General features: G+C 72.5%; 25 protein-coding genes, 1 tRNA gene and 3 pseudogenes. 9 read left to right on the forward strand and 20 right to left on the reverse strand.

Annotation, left to right across the window (positions count from 1 at the left end; all coding sequences use genetic code 11):
- Positions 1-101: 101 nt before the first annotated feature.
- From ABT106_RS21210 to ABT106_RS21220, 3 genes are read right to left on the reverse strand one after another with little or no spacing between them, the layout of a single operon-like run.
- Positions 102-890, reverse strand: coding sequence for a DUF3710 domain-containing protein (locus ABT106_RS21210; protein WP_351279573.1), 789 nt, complete (start codon positions 888-890; stop codon positions 102-104).
- 1 nt (position 891) lies between these two features.
- The gene (gene dut, locus ABT106_RS21215; RefSeq protein ID WP_351279575.1) at positions 892-1,437 is read right to left on the reverse strand and encodes a dUTP diphosphatase; all 546 of its coding nucleotides are present in this window, start codon (positions 1,435-1,437) and stop codon (positions 892-894) included.
- Positions 1,437-2,021, reverse strand: a complete 585-nt coding sequence (locus ABT106_RS21220; RefSeq protein ID WP_351279578.1) for a PaaI family thioesterase — start codon at positions 2,019-2,021, stop codon at positions 1,437-1,439. Before ABT106_RS21220 ends, dut begins: the two co-directional genes overlap by 1 nt.
- A gap of 58 nt (positions 2,022-2,079) precedes the next feature.
- Here ABT106_RS21220 and ABT106_RS21225 point away from each other — a divergent pair, with 58 nt between their 5' ends.
- Complete coding sequence (locus ABT106_RS21225) at positions 2,080-2,535, forward strand: DUF3093 domain-containing protein (RefSeq protein ID WP_351279580.1); 456 nt, start codon at positions 2,080-2,082, stop codon at positions 2,533-2,535.
- A gap of 64 nt (positions 2,536-2,599) precedes the next feature.
- On the opposite strand, the gene ABT106_RS21230 is transcribed toward ABT106_RS21225, so the two are convergent.
- The 4 genes from ABT106_RS21230 to ABT106_RS21245 form a co-directional block, all read right to left on the reverse strand.
- Positions 2,600-3,526 carry a hypothetical protein gene (locus ABT106_RS21230; protein ID WP_351279583.1) on the reverse strand — a complete coding sequence of 309 codons (927 nt, stop codon included), beginning with the start codon at positions 3,524-3,526 and terminating at the stop codon, positions 2,600-2,602.
- A 12-nt stretch (positions 3,527-3,538) separates the two neighbouring features.
- Complete coding sequence (locus ABT106_RS21235; protein WP_267723728.1) at positions 3,539-3,835, reverse strand: DUF4193 domain-containing protein; 297 nt, start codon at positions 3,833-3,835, stop codon at positions 3,539-3,541.
- 382 nt (positions 3,836-4,217) lie between these two features.
- On the reverse strand, positions 4,218-5,465 hold the full coding sequence (locus ABT106_RS21240; RefSeq protein ID WP_351279585.1) for a sensor histidine kinase: 1,248 nt from the start codon (positions 5,463-5,465) through the stop codon (positions 4,218-4,220).
- Between the two features lie 5 nt (positions 5,466-5,470).
- Entirely contained in the window at positions 5,471-6,124 is a 654-nt protein-coding gene (locus tag ABT106_RS21245; protein WP_030036265.1) for a response regulator transcription factor, read from the reverse strand.
- 257 nt (positions 6,125-6,381) lie between these two features.
- Here ABT106_RS21245 and ABT106_RS21250 point away from each other — a divergent pair, with 257 nt between their 5' ends.
- Complete coding sequence (locus tag ABT106_RS21250) at positions 6,382-6,585, forward strand: hypothetical protein (protein WP_351279588.1); 204 nt, start codon at positions 6,382-6,384, stop codon at positions 6,583-6,585.
- A 103-nt stretch (positions 6,586-6,688) separates the two neighbouring features.
- Here the strand turns inward: ABT106_RS21250 and ABT106_RS21255 are convergent, their stop codons facing one another.
- The gene (locus ABT106_RS21255; RefSeq protein WP_351279590.1) at positions 6,689-7,492 is read right to left on the reverse strand and encodes an inositol monophosphatase family protein; all 804 of its coding nucleotides are present in this window, start codon (positions 7,490-7,492) and stop codon (positions 6,689-6,691) included.
- A gap of 55 nt (positions 7,493-7,547) precedes the next feature.
- A complete protein-coding gene (locus ABT106_RS21260; RefSeq protein ID WP_351279592.1) occupies positions 7,548-8,702 on the reverse strand; it encodes a ferrochelatase in 1,155 nt (384 codons plus the stop codon).
- A 41-nt stretch (positions 8,703-8,743) separates the two neighbouring features.
- Between ABT106_RS21260 and ABT106_RS21265 the strand changes: the two are divergent.
- Positions 8,744-9,220 (forward strand): annotated as a pseudogene (locus ABT106_RS21265) (MFS transporter); the annotation flags it as partial.
- Complete coding sequence (locus ABT106_RS21270; protein WP_351279594.1) at positions 9,183-10,511, forward strand: D-arabinono-1,4-lactone oxidase; 1,329 nt, start codon at positions 9,183-9,185, stop codon at positions 10,509-10,511. The pseudogene ABT106_RS21265 and the gene ABT106_RS21270, both read left to right, overlap by 38 nt.
- A gap of 82 nt (positions 10,512-10,593) precedes the next feature.
- Here ABT106_RS21270 and ABT106_RS21275 read toward each other — a convergent pair whose 3' ends face one another.
- Positions 10,594-11,463 (reverse strand): hypothetical protein, encoded by an 870-nt coding sequence (locus ABT106_RS21275; RefSeq protein WP_351279596.1) that lies wholly within the window; start codon positions 11,461-11,463, stop codon positions 10,594-10,596.
- 495 nt (positions 11,464-11,958) lie between these two features.
- Here ABT106_RS21275 and sepH point away from each other — a divergent pair, with 495 nt between their 5' ends.
- Positions 11,959-13,008 carry a septation protein SepH gene (gene sepH, locus ABT106_RS21280; RefSeq protein ID WP_351279598.1) on the forward strand — a complete coding sequence of 350 codons (1,050 nt, stop codon included), beginning with the start codon at positions 11,959-11,961 and terminating at the stop codon, positions 13,006-13,008.
- A 60-nt stretch (positions 13,009-13,068) separates the two neighbouring features.
- Here the strand turns inward: sepH and ABT106_RS21285 are convergent, their stop codons facing one another.
- Positions 13,069-13,914, reverse strand: coding sequence for a sulfurtransferase (locus tag ABT106_RS21285; RefSeq protein ID WP_351279600.1), 846 nt, complete (start codon positions 13,912-13,914; stop codon positions 13,069-13,071).
- A gap of 194 nt (positions 13,915-14,108) precedes the next feature.
- Here ABT106_RS21285 and ABT106_RS21290 point away from each other — a divergent pair, with 194 nt between their 5' ends.
- On the forward strand, positions 14,109-14,897 hold the full coding sequence (locus tag ABT106_RS21290; protein ID WP_351279602.1) for a VOC family protein: 789 nt from the start codon (positions 14,109-14,111) through the stop codon (positions 14,895-14,897).
- Between the two features lie 78 nt (positions 14,898-14,975).
- Here ABT106_RS21290 and ABT106_RS21295 read toward each other — a convergent pair.
- Positions 14,976-15,050 (reverse strand) — tRNA-Cys (locus ABT106_RS21295).
- Positions 15,051-15,265: 215 nt separating this feature from the next.
- Here ABT106_RS21295 and ABT106_RS21300 point away from each other — a divergent pair.
- Positions 15,266-16,354 (forward strand): hypothetical protein, encoded by a 1,089-nt coding sequence (locus tag ABT106_RS21300; RefSeq protein WP_351279605.1) that lies wholly within the window; start codon positions 15,266-15,268, stop codon positions 16,352-16,354.
- Positions 16,355-16,375: 21 nt separating this feature from the next.
- On the opposite strand, the pseudogene ABT106_RS21305 reads toward ABT106_RS21300, so the two are convergent.
- Positions 16,376-16,945: pseudogene (locus ABT106_RS21305) on the reverse strand (thymidine kinase); the annotation flags it as partial.
- On the opposite strand from ABT106_RS21305, the pseudogene ABT106_RS21310 reads away from it, so the two are divergent.
- A pseudogene (locus ABT106_RS21310) lies at positions 16,920-17,177 on the forward strand (recombinase family protein); the annotation flags it as partial. The pseudogenes ABT106_RS21305 and ABT106_RS21310 sit on opposite strands and share 26 nt — an antisense overlap.
- 143 nt (positions 17,178-17,320) lie before the next feature.
- Here ABT106_RS21310 and ABT106_RS21315 read toward each other — a convergent pair.
- From ABT106_RS21315 to ABT106_RS21345, 7 genes are all read right to left on the reverse strand, one after another.
- Entirely contained in the window at positions 17,321-17,578 is a 258-nt protein-coding gene (locus ABT106_RS21315) for a hypothetical protein (protein ID WP_351279608.1), read from the reverse strand.
- Between the two features lie 248 nt (positions 17,579-17,826).
- On the reverse strand, positions 17,827-19,056 hold the full coding sequence (locus ABT106_RS21320; protein ID WP_351279610.1) for a hypothetical protein: 1,230 nt from the start codon (positions 19,054-19,056) through the stop codon (positions 17,827-17,829).
- Positions 19,057-19,176: 120 nt separating this feature from the next.
- Positions 19,177-19,845 (reverse strand): DUF6928 family protein, encoded by a 669-nt coding sequence (locus tag ABT106_RS21325; protein WP_351279612.1) that lies wholly within the window; start codon positions 19,843-19,845, stop codon positions 19,177-19,179.
- A 257-nt stretch (positions 19,846-20,102) separates the two neighbouring features.
- Positions 20,103-20,753: a thymidine kinase gene (locus tag ABT106_RS21330; RefSeq protein WP_351279614.1), complete on the reverse strand. Its 651-nt coding sequence runs from the start codon at positions 20,751-20,753 to the stop codon at positions 20,103-20,105.
- Between the two features lie 181 nt (positions 20,754-20,934).
- The gene (locus ABT106_RS21335) at positions 20,935-22,140 is read right to left on the reverse strand and encodes an alkaline phosphatase family protein (protein ID WP_351279616.1); all 1,206 of its coding nucleotides are present in this window, start codon (positions 22,138-22,140) and stop codon (positions 20,935-20,937) included.
- Positions 22,140-22,739: a DUF5998 family protein gene (locus ABT106_RS21340; protein WP_351279619.1), complete on the reverse strand. Its 600-nt coding sequence runs from the start codon at positions 22,737-22,739 to the stop codon at positions 22,140-22,142. Before ABT106_RS21340 ends, ABT106_RS21335 begins: the two co-directional genes overlap by 1 nt.
- Before the next feature lie 59 nt (positions 22,740-22,798).
- Positions 22,799-25,594 carry a bifunctional acetate--CoA ligase family protein/GNAT family N-acetyltransferase gene (locus tag ABT106_RS21345; RefSeq protein WP_351279622.1) on the reverse strand — a complete coding sequence of 932 codons (2,796 nt, stop codon included), beginning with the start codon at positions 25,592-25,594 and terminating at the stop codon, positions 22,799-22,801.
- A gap of 184 nt (positions 25,595-25,778) precedes the next feature.
- On the opposite strand from ABT106_RS21345, the gene ABT106_RS21350 reads away from it, so the two are divergent.
- On the forward strand, positions 25,779-26,060 hold the full coding sequence (locus ABT106_RS21350; RefSeq protein WP_267723785.1) for an HPr family phosphocarrier protein: 282 nt from the start codon (positions 25,779-25,781) through the stop codon (positions 26,058-26,060).
- Positions 26,061-26,107: the final 47 nt, after the last annotated feature.

Genomic DNA, 26,107 nt, shown 5'->3' on the forward strand with positions numbered 1-26,107 from the left:
CGGGTACGTCGGCCAGGGGCTCGCCGACGGGGTGGGCGTCGCGGAAGCGGCGGCCACCGGCCCAGGAGTACGCCTGCCCCGTCCGCGCGGGGCCGCCGGGATCAGCGGACCTCGGTGATCTCCGGTCCGCGCTCCAGCTGGCCCATGCCCCCGCCGAAGCGGGAGCCTTCCTGCTCCTCCGTCGTCTGCACGCCGTCCGGCACCATCTGGGCGTCGTTCGGGAGCTTCAGGACGATCGGGTCGCGGGGGGCCATCGGGCCGTCGCCGCGGACGACGACGGTGTCCCGGAAGATCTGCTCCAGTACGCCCGCCGACTCGGGGCGCACCGCGCCCTGGCCGGAGATGACGCCGCGCAGGAACCAGCGCGGGCCGTCGACGCCGACGAAGCGGACCAGCTGGGCGCCGGTCTGGCCGTCGGGCAGGGGTACGGGCACCTGTGCGCGCAGCTCCCAGCCCAGCGGGCCCTCGGCCTCGTCGATGATGCCGCCCTGCTGGGTGATGCCCGTGGCGATCTCGTCGCGGACCTCGCCCCAGATGCCTTCCTTCTTCGGCGCCGCGAAGGCCTGCAGCTGCACGGCGCTGTCGCCCAGCACCACGGTCGCGGCCACGATCGCGTCACCGGCGACCTCGACGCGCAGCTCCATGCCCTCGACACCGGGTACGAGGATGCCGCCCAGGTCGACGCGTCCGTCGGCGGGGTCGCCGAGCACCTCGGTCGCGTCCCAGGGGCCGTCGGGCCGCGGGGCCGGCGGCAGGTTCATCCGGCGCGGCGCGGCGGCGCCGTCCTGCCCCTCGGCCTCGTCCCGCTCATCAGCGCCCGTGGCGTCGACGACCTGCTCGGCCGCGCCGCCGTCCTGGGCGGAGTCGTTCTTCTTGCGACGTCCGAACACGTCACTGTCCTTCCCGGTCGGTTACGACCGAAGCGTAGCCATTCCCACCCTGCTGACCAGCCCCGGATCCGGCCACGGCCGCATGACCGCCGGTGGAGCCGAAACCCCCCTCGGCCCGGGCCGAGCCGGGAAGTTCCGCCACCTCGTGGAAGCGCACCTTCTCGACCCGCTGGACAACCAGCTGGGCAATGCGGTCGAAACGCTCGAACCGGACGCTCTCGCGCGGGTCGAGATTGACCACGATCACCTTGATCTCCCCACGGTACCCGGCATCCACCGTCCCCGGGGCATTCACGAGCGCGAGCCCGCAGCGTGCGGCCAGGCCCGACCGCGGGTGCACGAAGGCCGCGTACCCGTCGGGCAGGGCGATGGACACCCCGGTGGGCAGGACCGTCCGCTCGCCGGGCGCGAGCTCGGCGGCGGTGGTGGTCACCAGGTCGCAGCCGGCGTCGCCGGGGTGACCGTAGGCGGGGAGGGGCACCTCGGGGTCCACGCGCCGGATCAGCACGTCGACGTCATGGCGGGGCGCGTTGTCGTTCTGGGACATCAGGGGTTCACCTCGAAGGCGCGTGCGCGCCTGACCTGGTCCGGGTCGGCCATGGCCGCCTGGATCTCCTCGGGCCGTCCGTTGTCGATGAAGTGGTCGACCTTCACCTCGATGAAGAGGGCGTCGGCGCGCACGGCGACCAGGCCCTGCGGGCCGCCTATCCGGCCGACGGCGGTGCAGTAGATCTTCCGCCCGGCCACCGCGGTGACCTCGGCCTCCAGGTGCAGCACGGTGCCCACGGGCACGGGCCGCACGAAGTCGGTCTCCAGTCGTCCCGTCACCGCGATGACGCGCAGCAGCCAGTTCAGGGAGCCCAGCGTCTCGTCGAGCGCCGTGGCCAGCACTCCGCCGTGGGCGAGACCGGGAGCGCCCTGGTGGGCGGCCCGTACGGTGAACTCGGCGCTGACCCGCACGCCGTCGCCCGCGCGGGCCTCCAGGTGGAGTCCGTGCGGCTGGCCCCCGCCGCAGCCGAAGCAGTGCTCGTAGTGCGCACCGAGGAGTTCGCCGGGTGCCGGGGCGTCGGGGTGCCGGACCGGTGCGGCGGCGTCGGCCGGGGGCGTCAGCGCTGTGTTTCGTCCACTCACAGCCGCAGACCTTACCCGCGCGCCTACCCGCCGGTCGCCTCGTGGCAGGCTTGGCCGCATGCAGCTCTCTTCCGCGCACCACGACGAACGCCTGACCGCCCCGCGCTCCTGGTGGGGCATCGCCGTACTGATCGGCCTGTCGTGCGCGTTGATGCTGCTGCCGCTGGGCTCGCTGCCGCTGTTGGCCGGCCTGGTCGGGGGCACGGCCCTCGCGGGGCTGGCGGTGAGCTCGTACGGGTCCGCGCGCGTGCGCGTGGTCAACGGGGCGCTGGCGGCCGGGGACGCGCGGATCCCGGTGGCGGCGCTCGGTGAGCCGGAGGTCCTGGACGCCGAGGAGTCGCGTGCCTGGCGCACGTACAAGGCCGACACCCGTGCCTTCATGCTGATGCGCAGCTACGTGCCGACGGCGGTGCGCGTCGAGGTCACCGATCCGGACGACCCGACCCCGTACGTCTACGTGTCCACCCGGGAGCCGCAGGCACTGGCCTCGGCGATCCGCGCGGCCAAGGGCTAGGGCGCCCCGGGAGGGAGCGTCCGACCCCGGCCGCTCCCCCGGGCTCCTGGAGGCCGGCCGGGGCTCAGCCCTCGCCGGCGGGACCTTCGAGTGCGGCCCTGGTGGCCTCGGGAAGGGGCTGGGCGGGGCGCTCCAGGGGCGGGAGCTGCGGGAGGGCGTCCCAGGCCACGGCGCGCGCACGCAGGTCCGTACGGACCTTCTCGGCGACTTTCCGGGTGTCGCGGCGGTTCATGACGGCTCCGACGGCCGCGCCGACCATGAACGGGATCAGGTTCGGCAGGTTGCGGACCATCCGCTTGGTGATCTGCTGGCGCAGCTCGCGCTTCATCTGGCCGCCGAGCGCGAGGTTGAGCGTGGTCGGCTTGGTCAGGTCGACCCCCCGCTCCTCCGTCCACGAGGTCAGGTAGGCGAAGCTGCGCTCCTTCAGGTTCCCGGGCGGCCGCTGGCCGTAGACCTCGTGGAGCTCGGCGATGAGCTTCAGCTCGATCGCCGCGACACCGGTGACCTCGGCGGTCAGCTCGGCGAGCATGGCGGGCGGGACGGGCAGCATGGCCGCCGCTCCGACGCCCGCGCCGACGGTGGAGGTGGCGTTGGCGGCGCCCGAGATCAGCTTGTCGGCGAGCTCCTCGGGACCGAGGTCCGGGAACTGCGCGCGCAGTGTCGCGAGGTCCCGAACCGGAACGCGCGGAGCGTTCTCGATGATCCGTTCGGTGATGTACAGGGCGGCGCCCTTGACGCTTTCGCCGCCCTTTCGTACACCGTTCCGGACGGATTGCAGCCGACGAGCCCCGGACCGCTGCCGGGTTCCCTCGCCGGTCTCTGTGTCCGACGGCACCGCCGCGGCGGTGTCGGCGGGCACGGCTGTCGCCTCAAGGGCGGAGCCGCCGGGAGCCTCAGGACCCGTCTCCGGGCCCGTGATCGCCACCTGCGTCTCCGCCGGTTCACCAGATGTGCGGAAGCGGCGCTTCCGAAATGGTGTCGAGCCAGCCACGGCCGTCGCCTCTCAGTCGCAGTCGCGACAGATCGGCTGACCGTTCTTCTCACGTGCCAGCTGGCTGCGGTGGTGCACCAGGAAGCAGCTCATGCAGGTGAACTCGTCGGCCTGCTTGGGCAGAACCCGGACGGCCAGCTCCTCGTTGGAGAGGTCCGCACCGGGGAGCTCCAGGCTCTCGGCCGAGTCGAACTCGTCCATGTCCGAGGCCGAGGACGACTTGTCGTTACGCCGGGCCTTCAGCTCTTCAATGCTGTCGTTGTCGACGTCGTCGTCGGTCTTGCGTGGGGTGTCGTAGTCCGTTGCCATTGTTCACTCTCCCCCTCTGGGTGTTAGCGGTGTCTCAGCGCACGTAACGCGCGAGAGGCCGGACTTGTGCCCGACCTGAGGCGGAGATTTTGCCTCACATCAAGGTCTGTTACTGAATCGACACCCAGCCGCCCACGTGGAGGTGCGATTGGCTGGGATGACGACCGGGACCGTACACGGTCCGAGGGCCGTCTTGCACAAACGCCACCCCGTGTATTTCCCGCCATCAGGGGGGCCGGAAACCCGGACTTCCCGGGCTTTCCGGCCGCCCCGGAGTCACTGAACGCACATGCGCCGACACCGGGCCCTGTGATCGATCACACAACGCCGGCCGTCTGCACATGCCACGCGTTCAGCCATCAGCGAACACGGGGTGAGGCTCTCACAAGGGAAGAGTGACACGCATCACGAGGCCACCGCCTTCCCGGGGTACCGCCTGGATCCTTCCGCCGTGTGCGCGCGCCACGGAGCGCGCGATGGAGAGGCCGAGCCCGACACCCTTGTCGCTGCCCGTTCGCTCCGTACGCAGCCGCCTGAACGGCTCGAACAGGTTGTCCACCTCGTACGCGGGAACAACGGGACCCGTGTTCGATACCAGGAGCACCGCCTGACCGTGCTGCGCCTCGGTGGTGACCTCGACCCAGCCGCCCTCCGGCACGTTGTACCGGACGGCGTTCTGGACCAGGTTCAGGGCGATCCGCTCCAGCAGCACGCCGTTGCCCTGGACCACCGCCAGGGCGCGCTCGCCGCGGATCTCCACGCCCTTCGCCTCCGCCTCGGCGCGGGCCTGGTCGAGGGCGCGCGAGGCGACCTCCGCGAGGTCCACGGGCTTGCGCTCGACGATCTGGTTCTCACTGCGGGCCAGCAGCAGCAGGCCCTCGACCAGCTGCTCGCTGCGCTCGTTGGTCGCCAGGAGGGTCTTCCCCAGCTGCTGGAGCTCCACCGGGGCCCCCGGATCGGAGAGGTGCACCTCCAGCAGGGTCCGGTTGATCGCCAGCGGCGTGCGCAGCTCGTGCGAGGCGTTCGCCACGAAGCGCTGCTGCGCCGTGAAGGCCCGCTCCAGCCGGTCGAGCATCTCGTCGAAGGTGTCGGCGAGCTCCTTGAGCTCGTCGTCCGGCCCGTCCAGCTCGATCCGCCGGGTCAGGTCGGAGCCGACCACCCGGCGGGCGGTCCGGGTGATCTTGCCCAGCGGCGAGAGCACCCGTCCGGCCATCGCGTAGCCGAAGGCGAAGGCGATGATGCTCAGCCCCAGCAGGGCCATCAGCGACCGGCTCAGCAGGTCGTCCAGCGCGTGCCGGCGCTGTTCCAGGACGCACTGGTTGATGGCGGCGTTGAACTGGCTGTGCGTCTGCTCGATGCCCACCACGCCCGGGCACGTGTTGCTGGAGACCTTCACCTGCTCTCCGCCGACGATCTGGAACGGGAGCGCGTTGCCCTCGCGCAGGGCCTGCGCCGCGAGCAGGTAGATGATCGACAGCAGCAGGATGCCCGCGATCAGGAACATCCCGCCGTACAGCAGCGTCAGGCGTATGCGGATGGTCGGCCGCAGCCACGGGAAGGGACCCTCGGGCTGGCCGGGGTCCCAGGTGGGTTTCGGCGGCGCGGGCGGTGGCGCCGGACTGGCTGCCACGCGCATCAGATCCGGTATCCGGAACCGGGTACGGTCACGATGACGGGCGGCTCGCCCAGCTTGCGCCGCAGGGTCATGACGGTGACCCGCACGACGTTGGTGAAGGGGTCGGTGTTCTCGTCCCAGGCCTTCTCCAGCAGCTGCTCCGCGGAGACGACGGTCCCCTCGCTGCGCATGAGGACCTCCAGCACCGCGAACTCCTTCGGCGCCAGCTGCACCTCCCTGCCCTCGCGGAACACCTCGCGGCGGTTCGGGTCCAGCTTGATCCCGGCCCGCTCCAGCACGGGCGGCAGGGCGACGGTCGTACGCCGGCCGAGCGCCCGGACGCGGGCCGTCAGCTCGGTGAAGGCGAAGGGCTTGGGCAGGTAGTCGTCCGCCCCGAGCTCCAGCCCCTCCACGCGGTCGCTGACGTCGCCGGACGCCGTCAGCATCAGCACGCGGGTGGGCATGCCGAGCTCGACGATCTTCCGGCAGACGTCGTCGCCGTGCACGAGCGGGAGGTCCCGGTCGAGCACGACCACGTCGTAGTCGTTCACTCCGACGCGCTCCAGGGCCGCGGCGCCGTCGTACACGACGTCCACGGCCATGGCCTCCCGGCGCAGTCCGGTGGCCACCGCATCGGCGAGCAGCTGCTCGTCCTCGACGACGAGTACGCGCACGTCGTTTCCTTCCTCCGGGCCCAGGCGGGCACACGTGTGTTGCGCCGCCCATCCTGCCCCTTTCGGCGGTAAACCGGCTGTAAGGCGTCGCGTGCAGGGGGCACGGAGGGGCGGGCGGGGCGGAAGTGAGGATTGCCTGTCCTCGCGAGGTTTCTGGGCGCGCGGCGCCGGGGAGGACGTGAGCACACCCCAATCCACTCCCTGACGGCGCACTGCCACGTGCCGTCGCCGACCCACGAAGAGGGGGCGAACCCACCATGGACGCATTCAGCGCGGGTCTCCTGCAGCGCATCCGGGCCACCCAGTCGGACCTCCGGCAGGCCCGCGAGGCGGGCGACGACTTCCTCGCGGAAGTGGAACAGGCGGAGCTGGAGGACCTCCAGCGACTGGCCGCCGAGCACGGCGTCCCGGTCACCACCGAGCCCGGCGTACCGGTCACCGCCGCCGTGCCCGCCTGCTGACTCCGCACCCCCACCCGGTACACCGGACCCCGGCCGCCCCTCGGGCGGCCGGGGTTCCGTCATGCCACGGCCGGGGTCCCGGCCCGTTGCCGCCCCCGCGGGGTCAGTCGTGCCACGCCCCGGCCTCGTCCAGGAGCGGCTGGAGCGAGGCGAAGACCGCCGGGGTGGCCGCCAGGGCGAGCTCCCCCGAGGCGGGCTTCCCCGGACGGCCCCCGGTCACGGCGCCCGCCTCCCGGGCGATCAGCTCCCCGGCCGCCAGGTCCCACGGGTTCAGCCCGCGCTCGTAGTAGCCGTCCAGCCGGCCGGCGGCCACGTCGCACAGGTCCACCGCCGCCGACCCGCCCCGCCGGATGTCCCGCACCAGCGGGATGATCCGCTGTGCGACCACGGCCTGCTGGGCCCGCCGGGCCTGGACGTACGCGAACCCCGTGGCGACCAGCCCCTGGTCCAGCGGCGCCGGCGCCCGGCAGGCGAGCCGGCGCCCGCCCAGCCACGCGCCGCCGCCGAGCAGCGCGTGGAACGTCTCCCCGCGCATCGGCACGGCCACGATGCCCGCCACCGTCTCGCCGCGGTACTCGGCCGCGATCGAGACGCTCCAGCCCGGCAGCCCGTAGAGGTAGTTCACGGTGCCGTCCAGCGGGTCGACGATCCAGCGCACGCCGCTGGTCCCCGGGACGTCCGCGCCCTCCTCGCCGAGCAGCCCGTCCTCGGGGCGCCGCCCGGCGAGGACGCCGGCGATCAGCTTCTCCGCCGCGATGTCCATCTCGGTCACCACGTCGATGGGGCTGCTCTTGGTCGCCGCGACCGCCAGATCGGCCGGCCGGCCGTCGCGCAGCAGCTCCCCGGCCCGCCGGGCGGCCTCCAGGCCCACGTCCAGCAGTTCGCCCTTCAGCTCTTCGGAGATCATGCCTCGCCCTCTCAGATCCTCGTCACCGCTCAGGTCCTCGTCACCGCTCAGGTCCTCACGCGTACGGGCTGTCGGCGCCCGCGGCCGCCGGCCGGGGTGCCCGCGCCGGGCAGCAGCCCACCGCGCACACGTCGTGGCTCGCCCCGAGCAGCCCCACCGCGCACCGCTCGACGGGCAGGCCCCGCTCGGCCGAAGCCCGTTCCAGCAGCAGTTCCCGTACCGCCGCCGCGAACCGCGGATCCGCCCCCACCGTCGCCGACCGCGCCACCGGGAACCCCAGCTCCGCCGCCTTCGCCAGCGCCTCCGTGTCCAGGTCGTACAGGACCTCCATGTGGTCCGACACGAAACCGATCGGCACCATCACCGCCCCCGCGGCCCCCGCCCCGTGCAGGGCCTGGAGGTGGTCGCAGACGTCGGGCTCCAGCCACGGGATGTGCGGGGCCCCGCTGCGCGACTGGTAGACCAGCTCCCAGGGCAGCCCGAATCCCGTCTCCGCCCGCACCGCGTCCGCGATCACCCCGGCCACGTCCAGGTGCTGGCGCACGTACGCCCCGCCCTCGCCGCCGGTCGTGTGCCCCTCCACCGGCCCCGAGGCGTCCGCGGCCGCCGTCGGAATGGAGTGCGTGGTGAACACCAGGTGCGCCCCGGCCCGTGCCTCGGGCGGCAGCGACGCCAGCGAGGCCAGCACCCCGTCGATCATCGGCCGCACGAAACCGGGGTGGTTGAAGTAGTGCCGCAGCTTGTCCACCCGAGGCGGCTCCACGCCCTCCCCGGCCAGCACGGCCAGCGCGTCGGCCAGGTTCTCCCGGTACTGCCGGCAGCCCGAGTACGAGGCGTACGCGCTGGTCGCCAGCACCGCGATCCGGCGGCGCCCGTCCGCCGCCATCTCCCGCAGCACGTCGGTCAGGTACGGAGCCCAGTTCCGGTTGCCCCAGTACACCGGCAGGTCCACTCCGTGCTCCGCGAAGTCCTTGCGGAGCGCGTCCAGCAGCTCACGGTTCTGCCCGTTGATCGGACTCACCCCGCCGAAACCGAAGTAGTGCTGCCCGACCTCCTTCAGCCGTTCGCGCGGGATGCCCCGCCCGCGGGTCACGTTCTCCAGGAACGGCACCACGTCGTCGGGCCCTTCGGGGCCGCCGAAGGACAGCAGCAGCAGGGCGTCGTAAGGGGCGGCGGGTCCGCCGGAAGGCGGGAGGAGCTGGTCTGACATACCGGGAATCCTGCCACCCGGCGGCCGCGGGCGGGAAACGGGCCCGGCGGCGGGGCGCCACGTCCTCGGCGGGCTTCGTCCTGGCGGTCTGGGCGCTGGGGTCCCGTATCGCCTGAATCGTCTTCGGCTCGCCGCACCACACCGGCCGCGACGAACTGCGGCGGCCCCTGGGCGTATGTGCGAGGGCCGTGAGTATGATCCCCCTCCTACTGGCCGGGAACCTTCCGTTTCTGGCCGTGGCGCTCTTCGTCCCGGGCCTCGCCGTCGCTCCCACGATGATCACGACGATGGCCCTGATCGAGGCGCACGTACCCCGCGCGAAGCCGGCCGAGGGCATGACCTGGGTCAGCACCGGCCTCGCGGCCGGCACGCGGCGCGGGTACGTCGTCTCCGTCGCGGCGGGGACGGCCGCGGCGGCGGTTGCGTTCGCGGGATACCGCCGGCTGACGAAGCCGGCGCAAGGGGAGGAGCCAGCTACCGATGGGGACGGCGACAGCAGGGAAGAGCCGCGGGGCGACCGCGTGGCGCAACTGGGCGGGGAACGTCACCGCCACACCCGCCCGCGTGGTGACCCCGGCCTCGGTCGGGGAGCTCCAGAAGGTGGTCCGCCGGGCCGCCGAGCAGGGGCTGCGGGTGAAGGCGGTCGGCACCGGCCACTCCTTCACCGCGGCAGCCGCGACGGACGGGGTGCTCGTACGCCCCCAGGCGCTGGCCGGGATCAAGCGGATCGACCGGGCCGCGGGCACCGTCACGGTGGCGGCGGGCACGGTCCTGAAGGACCTCAACCGGGCCCTGGCGGCCGAGGGCCTGTCGCTCACCAACATGGGCGACATCATGGAGCAGACGGTCTCCGGCGCGACCAGCACCGGTACCCACGGCACCGGCCGCGACTCGGCCTCGATCGCCGCCCAGATCCGCGGCCTGGAGCTGGTCACCGCGGACGGCCGGCTGCTGACCTGCTCCCGCGAGGAGAACCCCGAGGTCTTCGCGGCGGCCCGGCTGGGCATCGGGGCGCTCGGCGTCCTCACGGCGATCACCCTCGCCGTGGAGCCGCTGTTCTTCCTCACCGCCCGCGAGGAGCCGATGGGCTTCGAGCGGGTGACCTCGGAGTTCGACGAGCACGTCGCGGAGAACGAGCACTTCGAGTTCTACTGGTTCCCGCACACCGGCAACTGCAACACCAAGCGGAACAACCGCAGCCAGGGCCCGGCCGCCCCGCCCGGCCCGGTGAGCGCCTGGATCGAGGACGAGCTGCTGTCCAACGGCGTCTTCCAGGCCGTCAACTCGATCGGCCGCGGGGTCCCGGCGGCCATCCCGTCCATCGCCCGCGTCGCCAGCCGCGCCCTGTCGGCGCGCACCTACACGGACATTCCGTACAAGGTGTTCACCAGCCCGCGCCGGGTGCGCTTCGTGGAGATGGAGTACGCCCTCCCGCGCGGGCAGCTCGTCGCGGCGCTGCGGGAACTGCGGGCCGTGGTGGACCGCTCGGACCTGCGGATCAGCTTCCCGGTGGAGGTGCGGACGGCTCCGGCGGACGACATCACGCTGTCGACGGCCTCGGGGCGCGAGACGGCGTACATCGCGGTGCACATGTACCGGGGCACGCCGTACCAGGCGTACTTCACGGCGGCCGAGCGCGTCTTCACCGCGCACGGCGGCCGCCCGCACTGGGGCAAGGTGCACACCCGGGACGCGGAGTACTTCGCACGGGTGTACCCGCGGTTCGGCGAGTTCACCGCGCTCCGGGACCGGCTGGACCCGGAGCGGGTGTTCGGCAACGACTACCTGCGGCGCGTCCTCGGCGCGTGAGCCGGAGCGCATGCCCCGTCAGGCGCACGCCCTGCTTGGACCACGCCCTGCTTGGACCACGCCCCGTCAGGGCCACGCCCCCTCAGGAGCCGCTCGGGCGGCCGGTCCCGCCGCCCGCGGGCGGGGCCGGCGGGGTCGCGGCGCCCGGGGTGGCCGGGTCCGAGGGCTTGGTGCTCGGACCGACCGGCGCGCTCGGGGTCACGGGCGGCGGGCTCGGGCTGACGGGCGGGCTCGGGGTGCCGGAGGGCGAGGTGTCCGGCCCGGGGCTCGGGCTCCGGCCGCCGCTCTCGCCGCCGCTCCGGGAGCCGGAGGGGTGGGGCGAGGGCGTACCGGGCTCCGGGGTCCCCCCGCCCTCGCGGCCCTTGCCGCCGGTGCCGGGGTCCTGCTTGCGGTCCTCGTCCTTGTGGTCGCGGGCCGTGCCCGCGCCGCCGGTGAGCAGGGTGCGGCCGTCGGAGCTGACGGAGGTTCCGGCGATGGCCTCGTAGGTCCCGAGTCCGCCCATCGCTATCGCGAAGGCGGCTCCGGCGGCGACGGCCGTGCGCTTCCATCCGCGTACGCGAGTGCCGTGGACGGTGGCCTGCCCGAAGTCCCCGTCGGGTTCGGGGCCGGCCGGGACCGCGCGCAGCAGGATCGTTCCGTCGGGCAGCTTCTCCTCCGCGGGCGGTTTCCCGTCCGCGGAGGACTTCGCGAGGAGCGGCACCTGCCGGGCTCCGGGCCGTACGGTCTCGCGCAGCTGGTCGCCGGTGCGCCGGAAGAAGTGCTGGATGACGGGTCCGCCCGCGGTGGCGACCACGCTGACCACCGCCGCCCCGCCGATCGTCCCGTAGACCCCGAGCTGCGAGGCGAGCACCGCCGCCGCGACCGTCGCGAGCGAGGTCCCGGCCACCTGAGCGACGCTCAGGTCGAGCTTCTTCGTCTCCGGTTCGACGTCCTGCGTAGCCTTCTGACCCATCGCCATCCCCTGCGTGTCCTGCCTCTCGCGCGTCATCCCTTACAGGAGTTACTGACACCTGGGCGAAACGATTAGTTCCGTTTCGGGGGATTCTGTGAAGCAGGACACCTGTGAGCGGACACCCGCGCAGGTCGGAGCCGACACAGGGCAGCCCAACTCCCGCCACCGGCGAGAACTTCGGCGGCGCGGCGGTCCACCCAGGTGGCCCGAATGGAGTACTGTGACGAGCCCTGGGGCCGTCCTTCCTTTCGGATGTCCGGACTCGGGAGAGGGGGGCCGGCTGATGGAAAACGGCACTCAAAGACCGGTGATGCCGCGGTATTGCACGGGCGCCTGCTGCGCACAGTAACCGTTCGGTCACTGTGCGTGCCCAACAGGTAACCGTGCCATGACGGCGATCAAGGGCGCATGCCCGACACGCCGGTTTAACTCGGCAAGGTTGTGGCAGGCTGCACCCGGGCAGGCCACACTCGACTAGCGGAAGCAGCGACGCACGTGACGTCGGCAGGCACCACCCGGGAGGTCCCCATGCCCGAACTGCGTGTCGTGGCCGTCTCAAATGACGGCACACGACTGGTGCTCAAAGCTGGGGACAGCACGGAGTACACGCTTCCGATCGACGAGCGGCTGCGGGCCGCCGTGCGCAACGACCGCGCGCGGCTGAACCAGATCGAGATCGAGGTCGAGAGCCACCTCCGCCCCCGCGACATCCAGGCCCGCATACGGGCCGGTGCCTCCGCGGAGGAGGTCGCCCAGCTCGCCGGCATCCCCGTCGACCGCGTACGCCGCTTCGAGGGCCCCGTGCTCGCCGAGCGCGCCTTCATGGCCGAGCGGGCCCGCAAGACACCCGTGCGCCGGCCCGGCGAGAACACCGGACCCCAGCTCGGCGAGGCCGTGCAGGAGCGGCTGACGCTGCGCGGCGCCGAGAAGGAATCCGTCCAGTGGGACTCGTGGCGCCGCGACGACGGCACCTGGGAAGTCCTCCTGGTCTACCTGGTCGCCGGCGAACCGCACTCGGCGAGCTGGACGTACGACCCGCCGCGCCGGCTGGTCGTGGCCGTCGACGACGAGGCCCGCTCGCTGATCGGCGAGTCGGACGACCTCCCGGCGACGCCCGAGCCGAGCTTCCCCTTCGTGCCCCGGATCGCGCGGCTGCCGCGTGACCGGCCGCTGGACCGCGCCCTCGACCGCCAGCTGGAGCGGCCCGTCGCGCCCATGCCGGACGCGGAGGAGGAGCGGGACACCCTGACAAGCCTGCTGGAGGCCGTCCCGAGCTTCCGGGGCGACCTCGTGGTCCCGGACCGTACCGAGCCGCCGGCCGAGGAGCCGGAGGCGGAGGAGCCGCCGGCACCCGCCGCGTCGGCGGGCGCGGGCTCCGCGTACGCCGACGTCCTGATGCCCCGTACGGTCGCGGGCCACCGCGACCGCCTGACCGGCACCACCGACCGCCAGGCCGAGGCCGACGGGGTCCGCCCCGGGCGGCGGGCGGCCGTGCCCAGCTGGGACGAGATCGTCTTCGGCACCCGCCGCAAGAAGCAGGAGTAGCGTCCGCCGGGCCGCGGTTGCGCCGCGGGCACCCCGCTCGCGGCGGGTGCCCGCGGCGGGCTACTGCGGGTCGGGGCCCGTGGCCACCGGGCGGGAGGGATCCGCGGACCACTCCGACCAGCTGCCGGCGTACAGGTCTGCGGTGATCCCCGCCACCTCCAGGGCCAGGACCTGCTGGGCGCCGGAAACCCCCGAGCCGCAGTACACGCCGACCGGGGTCCCGTCCGAGGCGCCGAGCCCGGTGAAACGGGCGCGCAGTGCCGCCGACGGCAGGAACCGGCCGTCCGGCCCCACGTTCTCCGCGGTCGGCGCCGACAGCGCGCCCGGAATGTGACCGCCGACCGGGTCGATCGGCTCGACCTCGCCGCGGTAGCGCTCCCCCGCCCGGGCGTCCAGGAGCACCCCCGCACGGGCCCGCTCGGCGGCCTGGTCCGCGTTCAGCAGCCCAACGGCCCCCGGGTTTGGCTTGAAATCGCCTTCCTCCGGAGTCACCCGGTCGGCCGTCACCGCGCCGCCCGCCTCGGTCCAGGCGGCCAGACCCCCGTCCAGGACCCGCACCCCGGGGTGACCCGTCCAGCGCAACAGCCACCACGCCCGGGCGGCGGCCCAGCCCTGGCCGCCGTCGTACACGACCACCGGGGTTCCCGCCGAGACGCCGGCCCGGCGCATCACCGCACCGAAGGCTTCCGGGTCCGGCAGCGGGTGGCGGCCGCCCGACCCCGCCGGACCTGCCAGTTCGCGGTCGAGGTCGAGGTACACGGCGCCGGGCAGGTGCCCGGCCTCGTACGCCGACAGCTGGTTCGGGCCGCCCAGCTGCCAGCGGACGTCCAGCAGGACCGGAGGCCGGGGGCCCGCCAGTTCGCTCTTGAGTTCGGCGGCGGAGAGGATCGCAGAGGTCGCAGTCATGCGGGCCATCTTCCTCCCCGTCCGGCACGCGCGGCACGGGGCGGCGCACGCGTCACACGCCCGTCACGAGCGGGGCGCACCGATCCGGTCATCTCTGCCCCGGGCCCGGCCGATGCGGCGCGGTCGGGGCGCGCCGAGCCCTCCGGGGTGGAAGCATCAGCACCGGCAAGCGGGACGACGGAGGAGACGCTGACATGACCGAGGCAGCGAAGGCAACGCGGCGCACGCCCGGCACACCGTGCTGGGTGAGCCTCATGGTGCACGGCCTCGGAACCACCGAGGACTTCTACGCGGATCTGTTCGGCTGGGAGTTCGTCCCCGGCCCGGAGCAGCTCGGCCCGTACGTACGCGCCCTGTTGGACGGCAGCGAGGTGGCCGGCATCGGCGAGATGCCGCCGGACCGGCACCTGCCGGTGGCCTGGACCACGTACCTGGCCACGGACGACGCCGACGCCACCGCCGAGGCGATCCGCTCCTGCGGGGGCACGGTCGCGGTGGGCCCCCTGGACGCCGGCATCGCGGGGCGGGTGGCGATCTGCTCGGACCCGCTGGGCGCGATCTTCGGGATCTGGCAGGCCCAGACCCCCATGGGCACCGGGATGCACGGCGGGCCGGGCACTCCGGTGTGGAACGAGCTGGTCACCCAGGACACGTCCACCGTCGGCAAGTTCTACGAGCACGTCTTCGGCCACGAGGCCCAGACGCACGCCACCGCCTCCGACGACTTCGACTACCTGACCCTGCACCTGGACGGCCGGCCGGTCGCCGCGGTGCACGGGGTCGGGCGCTCGCTGCCGCACGACCGGGGGCCGCACTGGATGGCGTACTTCGAGGTCGAGGACACCGACGCCGCCGCCGAGCGGGTCACGGAGCTCGGCGGCCGGATCGTCGAGCCGCCCCGCGACGGGGTCAGCGGCCGGCTGGCGGTCGTGGCGGACCCGGAGGGCGCGGTCTTCACCGTGGTGCAGTCCCGGCGGCCGTGAGGCCGCGCGGTCCGGGTCGGGCTCGCGGCGGGCGGAACGGCTCTGCCCGGCCGGCGAGAGCGCCGGCCGGGCAGCCGATGGAGACCGTGGCGGGGTTCGAACCCGCGTAACCGGCTTTGCAGGCCGGCCCCTGAGCCGCTCGGGCACACGGTCGTGGTGGTGCTGGTGTTGCTTCGTCTCCGACCGTACGGGACCGGGCAGTCACCGGGGAAGGGCGGCGCCCGGGCTGCCACACACCTGACACACGCCGTTCACGCCCGCCCCGCGGCCCCCTTCCGGCGCACCCGCGTACGATGACCGCCCCGGACCGCCGGGGCGCCTCTCGGTGCGGGGTGTAGCACCGACCCCGAACAGCAAGTGAGGATCGCTTGACCCGCACCACACCGCCCCGCCCGGTCGACGCCGAGGCCCTGTTCCCCGCCCTCGGCGACTACCGCCGTACCAGCACGCGCCTTCACCCGCGCCCCGGCGCCCCGAAGGCTGACGACAGCTCGGTAGCCGGCCCGCTCCTGTGGCCCGCCGACGAACCGTGGCCCGTGTGCACCGCCGTCCATCCCAAGGGCAGCGGGCACCGTCTGTCGGACGTGCGCCTCCAGCGACAGATCCTCGACGAGGCACGGCACCGCTCTCCCGGGTCGGGTCCTACCGCTGCGGAACGGGGGGTCTTGGACACCCTCCAGCCAGGACGGCACGCCCCGCGGATCGCAGACGCGGACCCGATTCCGCTGCTCGCCGCCGCGCAGCTCTTCGTCCGCGACATCCCCGACCTGACCGGACCGGACGGTTGTGACCTGCTCCAGGTCCTCTGGTGTCCTTTCGAAGTGCACGGCCCCGACCGGACCATCGAGGTTGTGCTGACGTGGCGGCGCTCCCAGGACGTGGGCGAGGCCCTCGCCGTGATCCCGGAACCCGTAGTGGTGGGCAGGGCCGAATGCGTCCCGAACACGTGCGTGCTCCATCCCGAGCAAGTGGTGGAGCACGAGTACGAGGGTCTGCTGGACGAGGACCTTCAAGAGGCCATCGAAGTGTGGGAGGTGGGAGACGACGAAGAGGACGATGACGCCTTCGACTCCTCCGCCCCCTCCGGCTTCGACACGTACGAGGAGTACGAGGCTGCCATGGCCGCCGCGCGCGCTGACGAGGATGAGGAGGTGACCTACCGGGGTGATCTGTCCATCGCGCCCGGCTGGAAGGTCGGCGGCTTCGCCTCGTGGCACCTCACCGACCCGGCGCACATCGATTGCGGAGTCTGTGGAGCACCTATGCCTCCGTTGCTCACGGTGGACGTCACTGAAGGGGACGGGGCCTCGGAGAGCTGGATCCCGCTGGAGGACAAGGACTGCCTGCCGGACAGCCACATCAGCGACCCCACCGGCGTCTACCTCGGCCGCGGCCTCATGCGCGTCCACACCTGCCCCACCACCCCGGCGCACCCGCACCGACTCAGCTTCCAGTAGGAGGCACGTGCCGCCCGGCGGTCAGCCGTGGTTGACCGGGAGGACGTCCGGGGAGAGGGCACCTGCCTTGGACGCCGCGCTCGTCATCTGCTTGCGGTGGTGGCGGCAGAGGACCTCGTAACCGATCTCCTCCGCCGGGCGGTTCACGTCGCCGACGACGACCTGGGCACCTTCGACCACCATCTCGCCGTCTATCGTCCGGGCGTTGTGGGTGGCTCGGGCTCCGCACCAGCACAGGGCTTCGACCTGGAGCTGCTCAACGCGGCCGGCCAGCTCGATCAGGCGCTGGGAGCCCGGGAACAGCTTCGTGCGGAAGTCCGTCGTGATGCCAAAGGCGAAGACGTCCAGGTTTAGGTCGTCCACGATCCGGGCCAACTGGTCGATCTGCTCCGGGGACAAGAACTGCGCCTCGTCCACGATCACGTAGTCGACCCTGCCGCCCTTGGAGAACTGGTTCACGAGGTACGCGTACAGGTCCATGCCCTCCGGCGCCTCGACCGCCTCCGTCACCAGGCCCGGGCGGGACGAGAGCTTGCCCTCGCCCGCCCGGTCGTCACGCGTGAACATGACGCCCTGCAGCCCCCGCGCATTCAAGCGCCCCGACCTCGGCAAGTGGTTCGACGACGAGCACAAGGGTCTCTGGGACGCGCTCTGCGTCATGAAGATCGACCGGCTGAGTCGCCGGGTCGCCCACTTCAGCGAGATCGTCCAGTGGTGCCAGGAGAACGGCAAGATCATCGTGTCGACCCAGGAGGGGATCGACATGTCCACCCCCATGGGCAAGATGCTCGCCCAGATCCTCGCCGTCTTCGCCGAGGGAGAGTTGGACACGATCCGGTCCCGGGCACTCGACGCCGTGCAGACCCGGCTCGCCTCCGGCATGTGGGTGGCCGGCCTCCCGCCCTTCGGCTACGAGATCGTCCAGGTGGGCAAGGGCAAAGGGAAGCGACTCGAAGCACTCCCCCACTACATAGAGCTCGCCCAGGAGATCGCGAAGAAGATCTTGGACGGCGAGAGTCTGCGCTCCATCTCGAAGGACCTAGCCACCCGGGGCGAGCCCACGTGGCTCTCGCGGATCCAGCCCAACAGCCTGCTGAACTCGCAGTCCGCGAAGCTGTCGCGGCTTCGCACCCAGCTCGCGGAGTACGAGGAGCAGCGAGGGAAGTTCGCCCTGACCGGCCGCACCTTCGCGGACATCTGGAACTCGCGGGACGACGAGGGCAAGCAGCTCTTCCTCCGAGAACACCAGGTGGCTGTCAAGGTCTACCGCGATCCGGTCCCCGGCAAGTCGTTCGGGTTCATGGTGCAGCTGGGCGACGGCCGGCGGATGGCCCAGGCAGTACGTGTCGAGTTGACCGACGATGTCGCCCACGGGGTCGTCACGCACAACCTGCCGACGCAGCAGCACGTGACGAGGATCTGCGGCGTAGACAGCCGCTGGAAGCGGTGGTCGCCGCGATATCAAGGGCCGGTCAGCGGTAGACGGCTGGACCCACGTCCGACATCACAAGGTCCGGCAGGACAGACAGGGCCAGGTCCCGAAGGGCCACATGGGGGTTCTGGGATTGTTCCACAATGCCCAGCCGCCAGGCGGCCAGACGGTCCAGCGCGCTCCGCAAGCCGGCATGGTCACCATGGAGAAGCTCTTCCACGAGCGCCACGATGTCGGCGCGGGCCGTGCCGACCGGGGCAGGGAGAGCTGCCAGCTGCAGACCAGTCACGAGAGGGTCGCCGTCGGAAGCCACAGCAGCGGCCAAGGCAGCGAGAACGAACCGCGCGGCGTCGCTCTCCACCTCCCAGTTCGCCAACAGAACCGGCATTTCGCGGGCGATGGCTCGGCGTGTCATGCAGTCGGCGGCAGGTTCTTCCCAGACGTTACCGAGGGCAGTGATTCGGTCGGCCAGGGAGGCAGCGGTCGCGCGGCCGGTGACGGCGAGACGCAGCAGGTCGCCCAGCAGGACGACTCGTGTTCCCCCTGGGACCCCGGCGTCGCGGATCAGGGCGGCCAGGAACGGAACTGCCTCGACCGTGGAGTCGGTGCAGGTGCCTTGGTGGGCAACGGCATCCGCCAGGTCCCCCAGGAACTCACCCGTGGACTCGTAGGGCTCCCCGAAGGCGAACTCCTCGTCGAGCAGCCAGTCGGCGACATCCGGGATGGCCTCGGCACCCCCGTACATCCGCTCGGCAACCGCCACCACTGCCTGGACCACCTCGTCGGACCGGCCGACCCCGGAGCATGACCACTGTGGTCCCGCGGCAGGCGGTCCGAGCTCCACCGGCAATAGGTCGGGCAGCGGCACCTCGGCGGCGGCCCGCTCGTGAAGCAGACCGACACGGGTGAAGTGATGCTCCAGGGTGACCGCGTGTCCCTCAGCGCCTCCTTGCGCGAAACCGCCGTGCGACCGGGCTATGCCGGCGACAAGGATCCGTTCACTCCTGAGGAAGGGGTCCAAGGCGAGACGGTCGTGGCCGGAGTAGACGGCCAGGGAGAACACCTGCCACCAGCCCTCCAACTCAGGATCCATCGACGGTTTCCCGTAGCAGAAGTTGGACGGATCGGACCGGAAGTGGTCGTGGGCACGGACCGCGATCAGGCGGTGTCGCAGCTCAGCCAGCTCATCCACGACCGCCCCGGCGGCTGCCTCGGTGGGCAGGTACGCCGAGTACTGAACACCCCATGCGGGCGGCAATCCGAGAGTCATCGCCCGATCATCCATCACAGCTCCGGTTCGCCGCCGAGCGGTACCGCACCAGACATCAAGGCGCCGTTCGGGGCAAGGCGTTACGTCGTACCGCGCATGCGCTGAGCCGCCTCCTCCAGGTCAGCCTGACGTTGCGCCAGGTCCCGGACCGCCCGGGACCGTGAGGCGGAATCCGTGGAGCCGGACTTCGTCCGGGTCTATGTCGGTGGGTGCCCGTCTGCCTTCCAGGATGAAGCCGAAGAATGCGCGGAGCGCCTCTTCGCCCAGTTCGAGCGGGTGGAAGGGCAGCGGATACGGTGCCTCGTCCTCCCAGTCCGGGTCCATCTCCACCGGGTGGTCACCGGCCCAGTACGGAGCCTCGAAGGGGAACGGCTCGCCGATGTCCTCGATGACGCCGCTGTCAGGCGACAGGCTCAGCGAGCGGACGAGCCGGCCGTCCTCCCAGACCGCGAAGGCGAGCCAGTCCATCACGCTGTGCATCGCGTGCAGGACCATCCTGCGTCCGGCACTCGCCGCGACCAGGTGCTCCGGCAGCTGCGACGGACGGTCGATCATCAGGCGCCGGTCGCACACGATGTCCACGCCCGGGAAGCTCGCGGCGTAGGTGAGTCCGTCGGCCGGGTAGGTACCTTCGCTCAAGATCTCGCCCTCCCTGGCCTCCGTGACCCAACCCGGATACAGCCGCTCGACGAGCCCGGCCGTTTCCGTCGTGTCGGCTTCGGTCACCTCGCGCAGGGCAGCGGTGATGTCCCCGTCCGCGTACGCCAGCAGGCCTGTCTTGGCTCCCACGGACACTCCCCCGGTCTCGAATGCATGTGGGAACGGACGCTAGCCGAGGTCACTGACAACGCAGGTGGGGCAGCAGGACTCGTACGGGGCTTCCAGAGAACAGCGGAACTTTCTGGTGACCGGTCGCGGGACAACGCCGTTCGTGCAGGTCAGGGGCACACCGCCCCTACACACACCAGGTGCCTTCTAAGCACTTGGCCACAGGCTGCCGTCCCCGGCGACGCACACCACCCCGGGAACGATCATGCGGCGGGCTGTCAGGTGTGATTGACCGGAAGGACGTCCGGGGAGAGAGCTCCAGCTTGGGCCGAACTGCTCGTCATGCGGCGGCGGTGGTGGCGGCGGCACAGGACCTCGTAGCCGATCTCGCCCGCCGGGCGGTTCACGTCACCGACGACGACCTGGGCGCCCTCGACGACCATCTCACCGTCTATCGTCCGGGCGTTGTGCGTGGCGCGGTCGCCGCACCAACACAGCGCCTCGACCTGGAGCTGCTCAACGCGGTCGGCAAGCTCGATCAGGCGCTGGGAGCCCGGGAAGAGCTTCGTGCGGAAGTCCGTGGTGATGCCGAAGGCGAAGACGTCCAGGCCCAGGTCGTCCACGATCCGGGCCAACTGGTCGATCTGCTCCGGGGCCAAGAACTGCGCCTCGTCCACGATCACGTAGTCCGCCTTGCCGCCCTTGGACAGCTGGTTCACGAGGTACGCGTACAGGTCCATGCCCTCGGTGGCCTCGACCGCCTCCGTCACCAGGCCCAGGCGCGAGGAGAGCTTGCCCTCGCCCGCGCGGTCGTCGCGCGTGAAGATCACGCCCTGGAGCCCGCGGGCCGAACGGTTGTGTCCGATCTGGAGCGCCAAAGTACTCTTCCCGCAATCCATGGTGCCGGAGAAAAATACCAATTCGGACATCAGAGGAGGGTGACCTTTCGGGGCGGGCAGACCGTGGGGCAGCGGTGGTCGGCGGCCCCTGCGTGAGATGGCGGATTCCCCAGCGAGTTGGTGCTCTTTCCGCAGGCCATCGTTCCGGAGAAGAACACCAGCTCGGGCATGGGAAGTACGGGACCTTTCGGGGCGTGGACGGAGGAGGGGGTCAGGAGCGGACTTCGAGCAGCGGGACGAGCTGCTCGGCGGCGGTCATCGAGCCGTGCATTCCGACGAGGGCGGACTCGTTGGGCTCGTTGCGCGAGGCGGTGATCGCGACGTCCGCCTGCGCGGCCGCGACCACGTCCCCGATCCGGCCGAGGACCCGCTCGTCGCACTCCCCCGGTGGGCCGAACCAGCCCAGCTCCAGGGCCTCTTCGCGGCTCGCGATCCAGAACCGGTCGCCGAGCACCTCGCGCCACACGGTCAGTACGTCGGCCGCGGCGCCCGGCACCGCGTAGACGTGCCGGGCCCGGCCCTCGCCGCCGAGCAGGGCCACGCCCGCGCCCAGTTCCCAGTCGTCGTCGTAGTCGATCCGGGAGTCCTCGTCGAACGGGACGTCCACCATGCCGTGGTCCGACGTCACGTACAGGGCGGTCCGCGGCGGGAGTTGCCCGGCCAGGCGCTGCACGAGGCGGTCGACGTACATCAGCTGGCCGCGCCAGGCGTCGGAGTCCACCCCGTGCCGGTGGCCGGCGCCGTCGAGCTCGCTGTAGTACGTGTACACGAGCGAGCGGTCCCCCGCCCCGAGGCGCTCGGCGGCCAGGTCCATCCGTTCCTCGCCCGTCATGCGGCCGAGGAAGGTGCCGCCGCTCAGCGCGACCTTGGTCAGCGGGGTCGTCTGGAACGCGGGCGAGGACACCTGCGCGGTCGCGACCCCGGCCTTGTCGGCCAGCTGGAAGACGGTCGGGTACGGCTGCCAGGGCTTCGGCGCCGTCCACGGCTGCCAGCGGAGCTGGTTCATCAGTTCGCCGGTGGCCGGATTGCGCACGGCGTACCCGGGCAGGCCGTGCCGGGCCGGCGGCAGGCCGGTGCCGACGGAGGCCAGTGAGGTCGCGGTGGTCGCCGGGAACCCCGAGGTGATCGGGCGGCCGGTGCCGCCGCGCGAGCCCGCGAGGAGGGAGGTGAGGTACGGGGCCTCGTCCGGGTGGGCCTTGATCTGCTCCCAGCCCATGCCGTCGACCAGGAACACGCAGTTCCGGTCGGCCGGGGTCAGCTCCGCGATGGCGGCGGTGAAGCCGGGTACGCCCTGGCCTGCGGCGAGGGTCGGCAGCAGGTCGGCGAGCGAGCCGGTGCCGTACTCCGGGACGGGCGCGCCGGAGAGGTCCAGCGGTTCTGGCTCGTCCGCCCAGTTGTGCGCCGCGGGCTGTGCCATCAGCGGGCTGCGGGGGCGGACGTGGCCGCCGTCGCTTCGCTGAGCGCCTGCGCGAAGACCAGCGTCTGGCGCACGGCCTCCGGGCCGTCGCCCGCCTCGCTGACCCGCAGGCTGAGGTCGTCCGCGGTGGAGTTGCCGGTGTAGCCGTGGTCGGCGTCGCAGTTGGCGTCGCCGCAGGCGGCCGGCTCCAGGTCGATCCGGGAGACGGCGCCCCAGCCGATGGTCAGGACGACCTCGCGGGGCAGGGTGCCGGGGGTGTAGGACTCCGGGTTGGCGACGACGCGGCTCAGTACGACCGAGGAGATGCTGGAGAGCTTGACCGACTCGGTGGAGGTGGTCGCGTACGGGGACGGGGACCCGGCGTCGGCCGCCTGCTCGTCGGTGTGGCTGACGATGAACCGGTTGCCGGTCAGGACCAGCACGGTGACGTGGCGGCGCACCTCGTTGGAGTCGAAGGTCGTCTCCTGGTGGACCAGGTACGACGAGATCGGCTCGCCGCCGACCGCGGCCTCCACGGCCTCGGCCACGAGGGCCGGGTAGTAGCCGCTGCGCTCGATCGCCGTGCGCAGCCCCTGGGTCGTCGTACCGGATTTCGCCATGAGGTCCATCCTAAGGCCCGTGCGGGGCGTCCCGGCCGCGCCGTACCCGCTCGCTACCCTCAGTAGCTGGGCAGGGTCCGCGGGCCGAGGTCCCCGCGGGCGGGCGCGTGGGCGACCCGGACCGCCGCGCTGAGCACGGACAGGCCCTCTGCGGCGACCACGACCGGCTCCAGCGAGACCCCGATCACCTCGGGGTGGTCGTCGACGAGCCGGGACAGCCGCAGCAGCAGTTCCTCCAGGGCCGGGGTGTCCACGGGGGAGCTTCCCCGCCAGCCGAAGAGGAGCGGCGCCGCCCGGATGGAGCGGATCAGGGTGGCCACGTCCCGGTCGGTGGCGGGGACGAGGCGGTGGGCGGTGTCGCCGAGCAGCTCGGAGGGGACGCCCGCGAGCCCGAAGGAGAGGACGGCTCCGGCTCCCGGGTCGATCACGGACCGTACGACGGTGTCGACGCCGCGCGGGACCATCGCCTGGACCACGGGCTGGAGCTCCGCCGGCTTGCCGAGGGCCTGGCCGAGTTCCTCGTACGACCGCCTCAGCTCGGCCTCGCCCGTGAGGTCGAGCCGTACGCCGCCCAGGTCCGCCCGGTGGCGCAGGTGGGGGGCGGTCGTCTTCAGGGCCACCGGGTAGCCCAGGATCGCGGCGGCCCGGACCGCCGCGTCGGCGCTGGGCGCGGGCAGGGTGGTCAGGACGCGGATGCCGTACCGGCCGAGCAGCTCGCGGGCCTCCCACTCGCCGAGGGTCAGCACGGTTCCGGCGGGGGTGTCGGCCAGCAGTCCGGCCAGCTGGCCGGCGGCTCCTGCCTCGTCGATGTCCTCGTATCCGGGGACGGAACCGGAGTCGGCGAGGCCGCGGCGCCACTGGCCGTAGCGGACCGCCTCCGCGACGGCCTTGACGGCCCGCTCGCCGGCCGGGTAGGCGGGGATCCGGGTCCCACCGGGAAGGTCCTCGGCGCGCCCGGCCGGGGGCTGGAAGGGGGCGGAGGCGGGCTCCTCCCGGGGCGGGGCCGGGGCGGAGGGGCGCGGGGTCCCCCGTACGGCGGACAGCGCCTCGACGAGCTCGCCCAGCTCCACGTGGACCACGGCCACCGGCTTGCCCGGCACCTCGGCGACGGCGTCGCGCAGGGCGCCGGCCAGGTCGTCGGCCGGGGCGTGTTCGCTCACCCACGGGATGGCGGTGACGATCACGGCGTCGCAGTCGTCGGAGGCCAGCGCGGCGGCCAGGGCGGTACGGAAGTCCGCCGGGGAGGCGGCGGTGGTCAGGTCGAGCGGGGGCAGCGGGCTCAGGCCCTGCGCGAGGCAGGCGTCGTAGGTGAGGACCCCGAGGGACTCGGAGTTGCCGAGGATCGCGATGCGGGGGCCGGCGGGCAGCGGCTGGGCGGCCAGCAGCAGGCCGACGTCGACGAGTTCGGTGACGGTGTCGACCCGGATCACGCCGGCCTGGCGCAGCAGGGCGGAGACGGTGGCGTCCGGCAGCCGGGTGCCCGGTACGACGTGTCCGGCCGGGGTGTGGCGGCCGCCCCGGACGACGACCACCGGCTTCTCGGCCGCGGTGCGGCGGGCGAGGCGGGTGAACTTGCGCGGGTTGCCCAGGGTTTCGAGGTAGAGCAGGGCGACGTCGGTGCTGTCGTCCTCGTACCAGTACTGGAGGATGTCGTTGCCCGAGACGTCGGCCCGGTTGCCCGCGGAGACGAAGGACGACAGTCCCTCGCCGCGCCGCAGGAGGGCGGAGAGCAGGGCGATGCCGATGGCACCGGACTGCGTGAACAGGCCGATGCGGCCGCGCATCGGCATCGGCGCGGGGGTCAGCGAGGCGTTGAGCTCCACGTCCGGCGCCGTGTTGATCACTCCGAAGGCGTTCGGCCCGATAAGGCGCATCCCGTACGAGCGAACCTGGCGGACGAGTTCGCGCTGGCGGTCGAGGCCGGCCGGGCCGCTCTCCCCGTATCCGGCGGAGAGCACGACGAGCCCCTGCACGCCGTGGTCGCCGCAGGCGGCGACGGCCTCGGGGACGCGGTCGGCGGGGACCGCGATGACGGCGAGGTCGACGGGGGCTCCGATGGCGCCGACCGTGCGGTAGGCCCGTACGCCGTCGACGAGGTCGCGCGTGACGGCCTCGTTGACCGCGTACAGGTGGCCGTGGAAGCCGCTGTCGCGCAGGTTGCGCAGGGCCGCGGCGCCCACGCCGGCGCCGGAGCGGCTGACGCCGATCACCGCGACCGAGCCGGGGGCGAGCAGCCGCTGCACGGAGCGGGCCTCGGCGCGCTGTTCGCGGGCGCGCTGGACGGCGAGGGACTCGGCGGTGGGTTCGATGCCGAGGGTGAGGTGGACGGAGCCGTCCTCGAAGCTGCGCTTCTGCTCGTAGCCGGCGTCCGTGAACACCTTGATCATCTTGGTGTTGGCGGGCAGCACCTCGGCGGCGAACCGCCGGATGCCGCGCTCGCGGGCGACCGCGCCGATGTGTTCGAGGAGGGCGGAGGCGACCCCGCGGCCCTGGTGGGCGTCCTGGACGAGGAAGGCGACCTCGGCCTCGTCGGAGGGGCCGGTGGCGGACCGGCCGTCGGCACCGATGCGGTCGTAGCGGACGGTGCCGATGAACTCCCCGCCGATGGTCGCGGCGAGGCCGACCCGGTCCACGTAGTCGTGGTGCGTGAAGCGGTGCACGTCCCGGTCGGAGAGCCGGGGGTAGGGGGCGAAGAAGCGGTAGTACTTCGACTCGTCCGAGACCTGCTCGTAGAAGCTGACCAGACGCGCCGCGTCCTCGGTGGTGATGGGCCTGATCCGGGCGGTGCCGCCGTCGCGCAGGACGACATCGGCCTCCCAGTGGGCCGGGTACGCGGGGTCCGACTCGGTGGTCATGGGGCCACCTTACGGCCGGTACGGGCGCGGCAGCGCTCGCGCGGCGCGTTAGGAAAGCCGGGGCAATTCGGTGCAAGCTGGGGAGGGTCGATCGGCGGCACATCGGGGCCGAAGGTCGGTCGGAGCATTCGGGGCGTCGTGAGAGACTGGTCTAGACAACCGTAAGAACCTGAAGGGCATCACCATGGCAGAGCGCCGCGTCAACGTCGGCTGGGCCGAGGGCCTGCACGCTCGTCCCGCCTCGATCTTCGTCCGGGCGACGACCGCTTCCGGCGTCCCGGTGACCATCGCGAAGGCCGGCGGCGACCCCGTCAACGCCGCCTCCATGCTGGCGGTCCTGGGCCTGGGCGCCCAGGGCGGCGAGGAGATCGTCCTCGCCTCCGACGCCGACGGCGCGGACGCCGCACTGGACCGCCTCGCGAAGCTGGTCGCCGAGGGTCTCGAGGAGCTCCCCGAGACCGTCTGACCCTTCGGGTTCGACCACGCCCGCACGCGGAAGCCGCGGCCCCCACC

Source organism: Streptomyces sp. NPDC002044, assembly GCF_040296725.1.
Taxonomy (GTDB): domain Bacteria; phylum Actinomycetota; class Actinomycetes; order Streptomycetales; family Streptomycetaceae; genus Streptomyces; species Streptomyces antarcticus.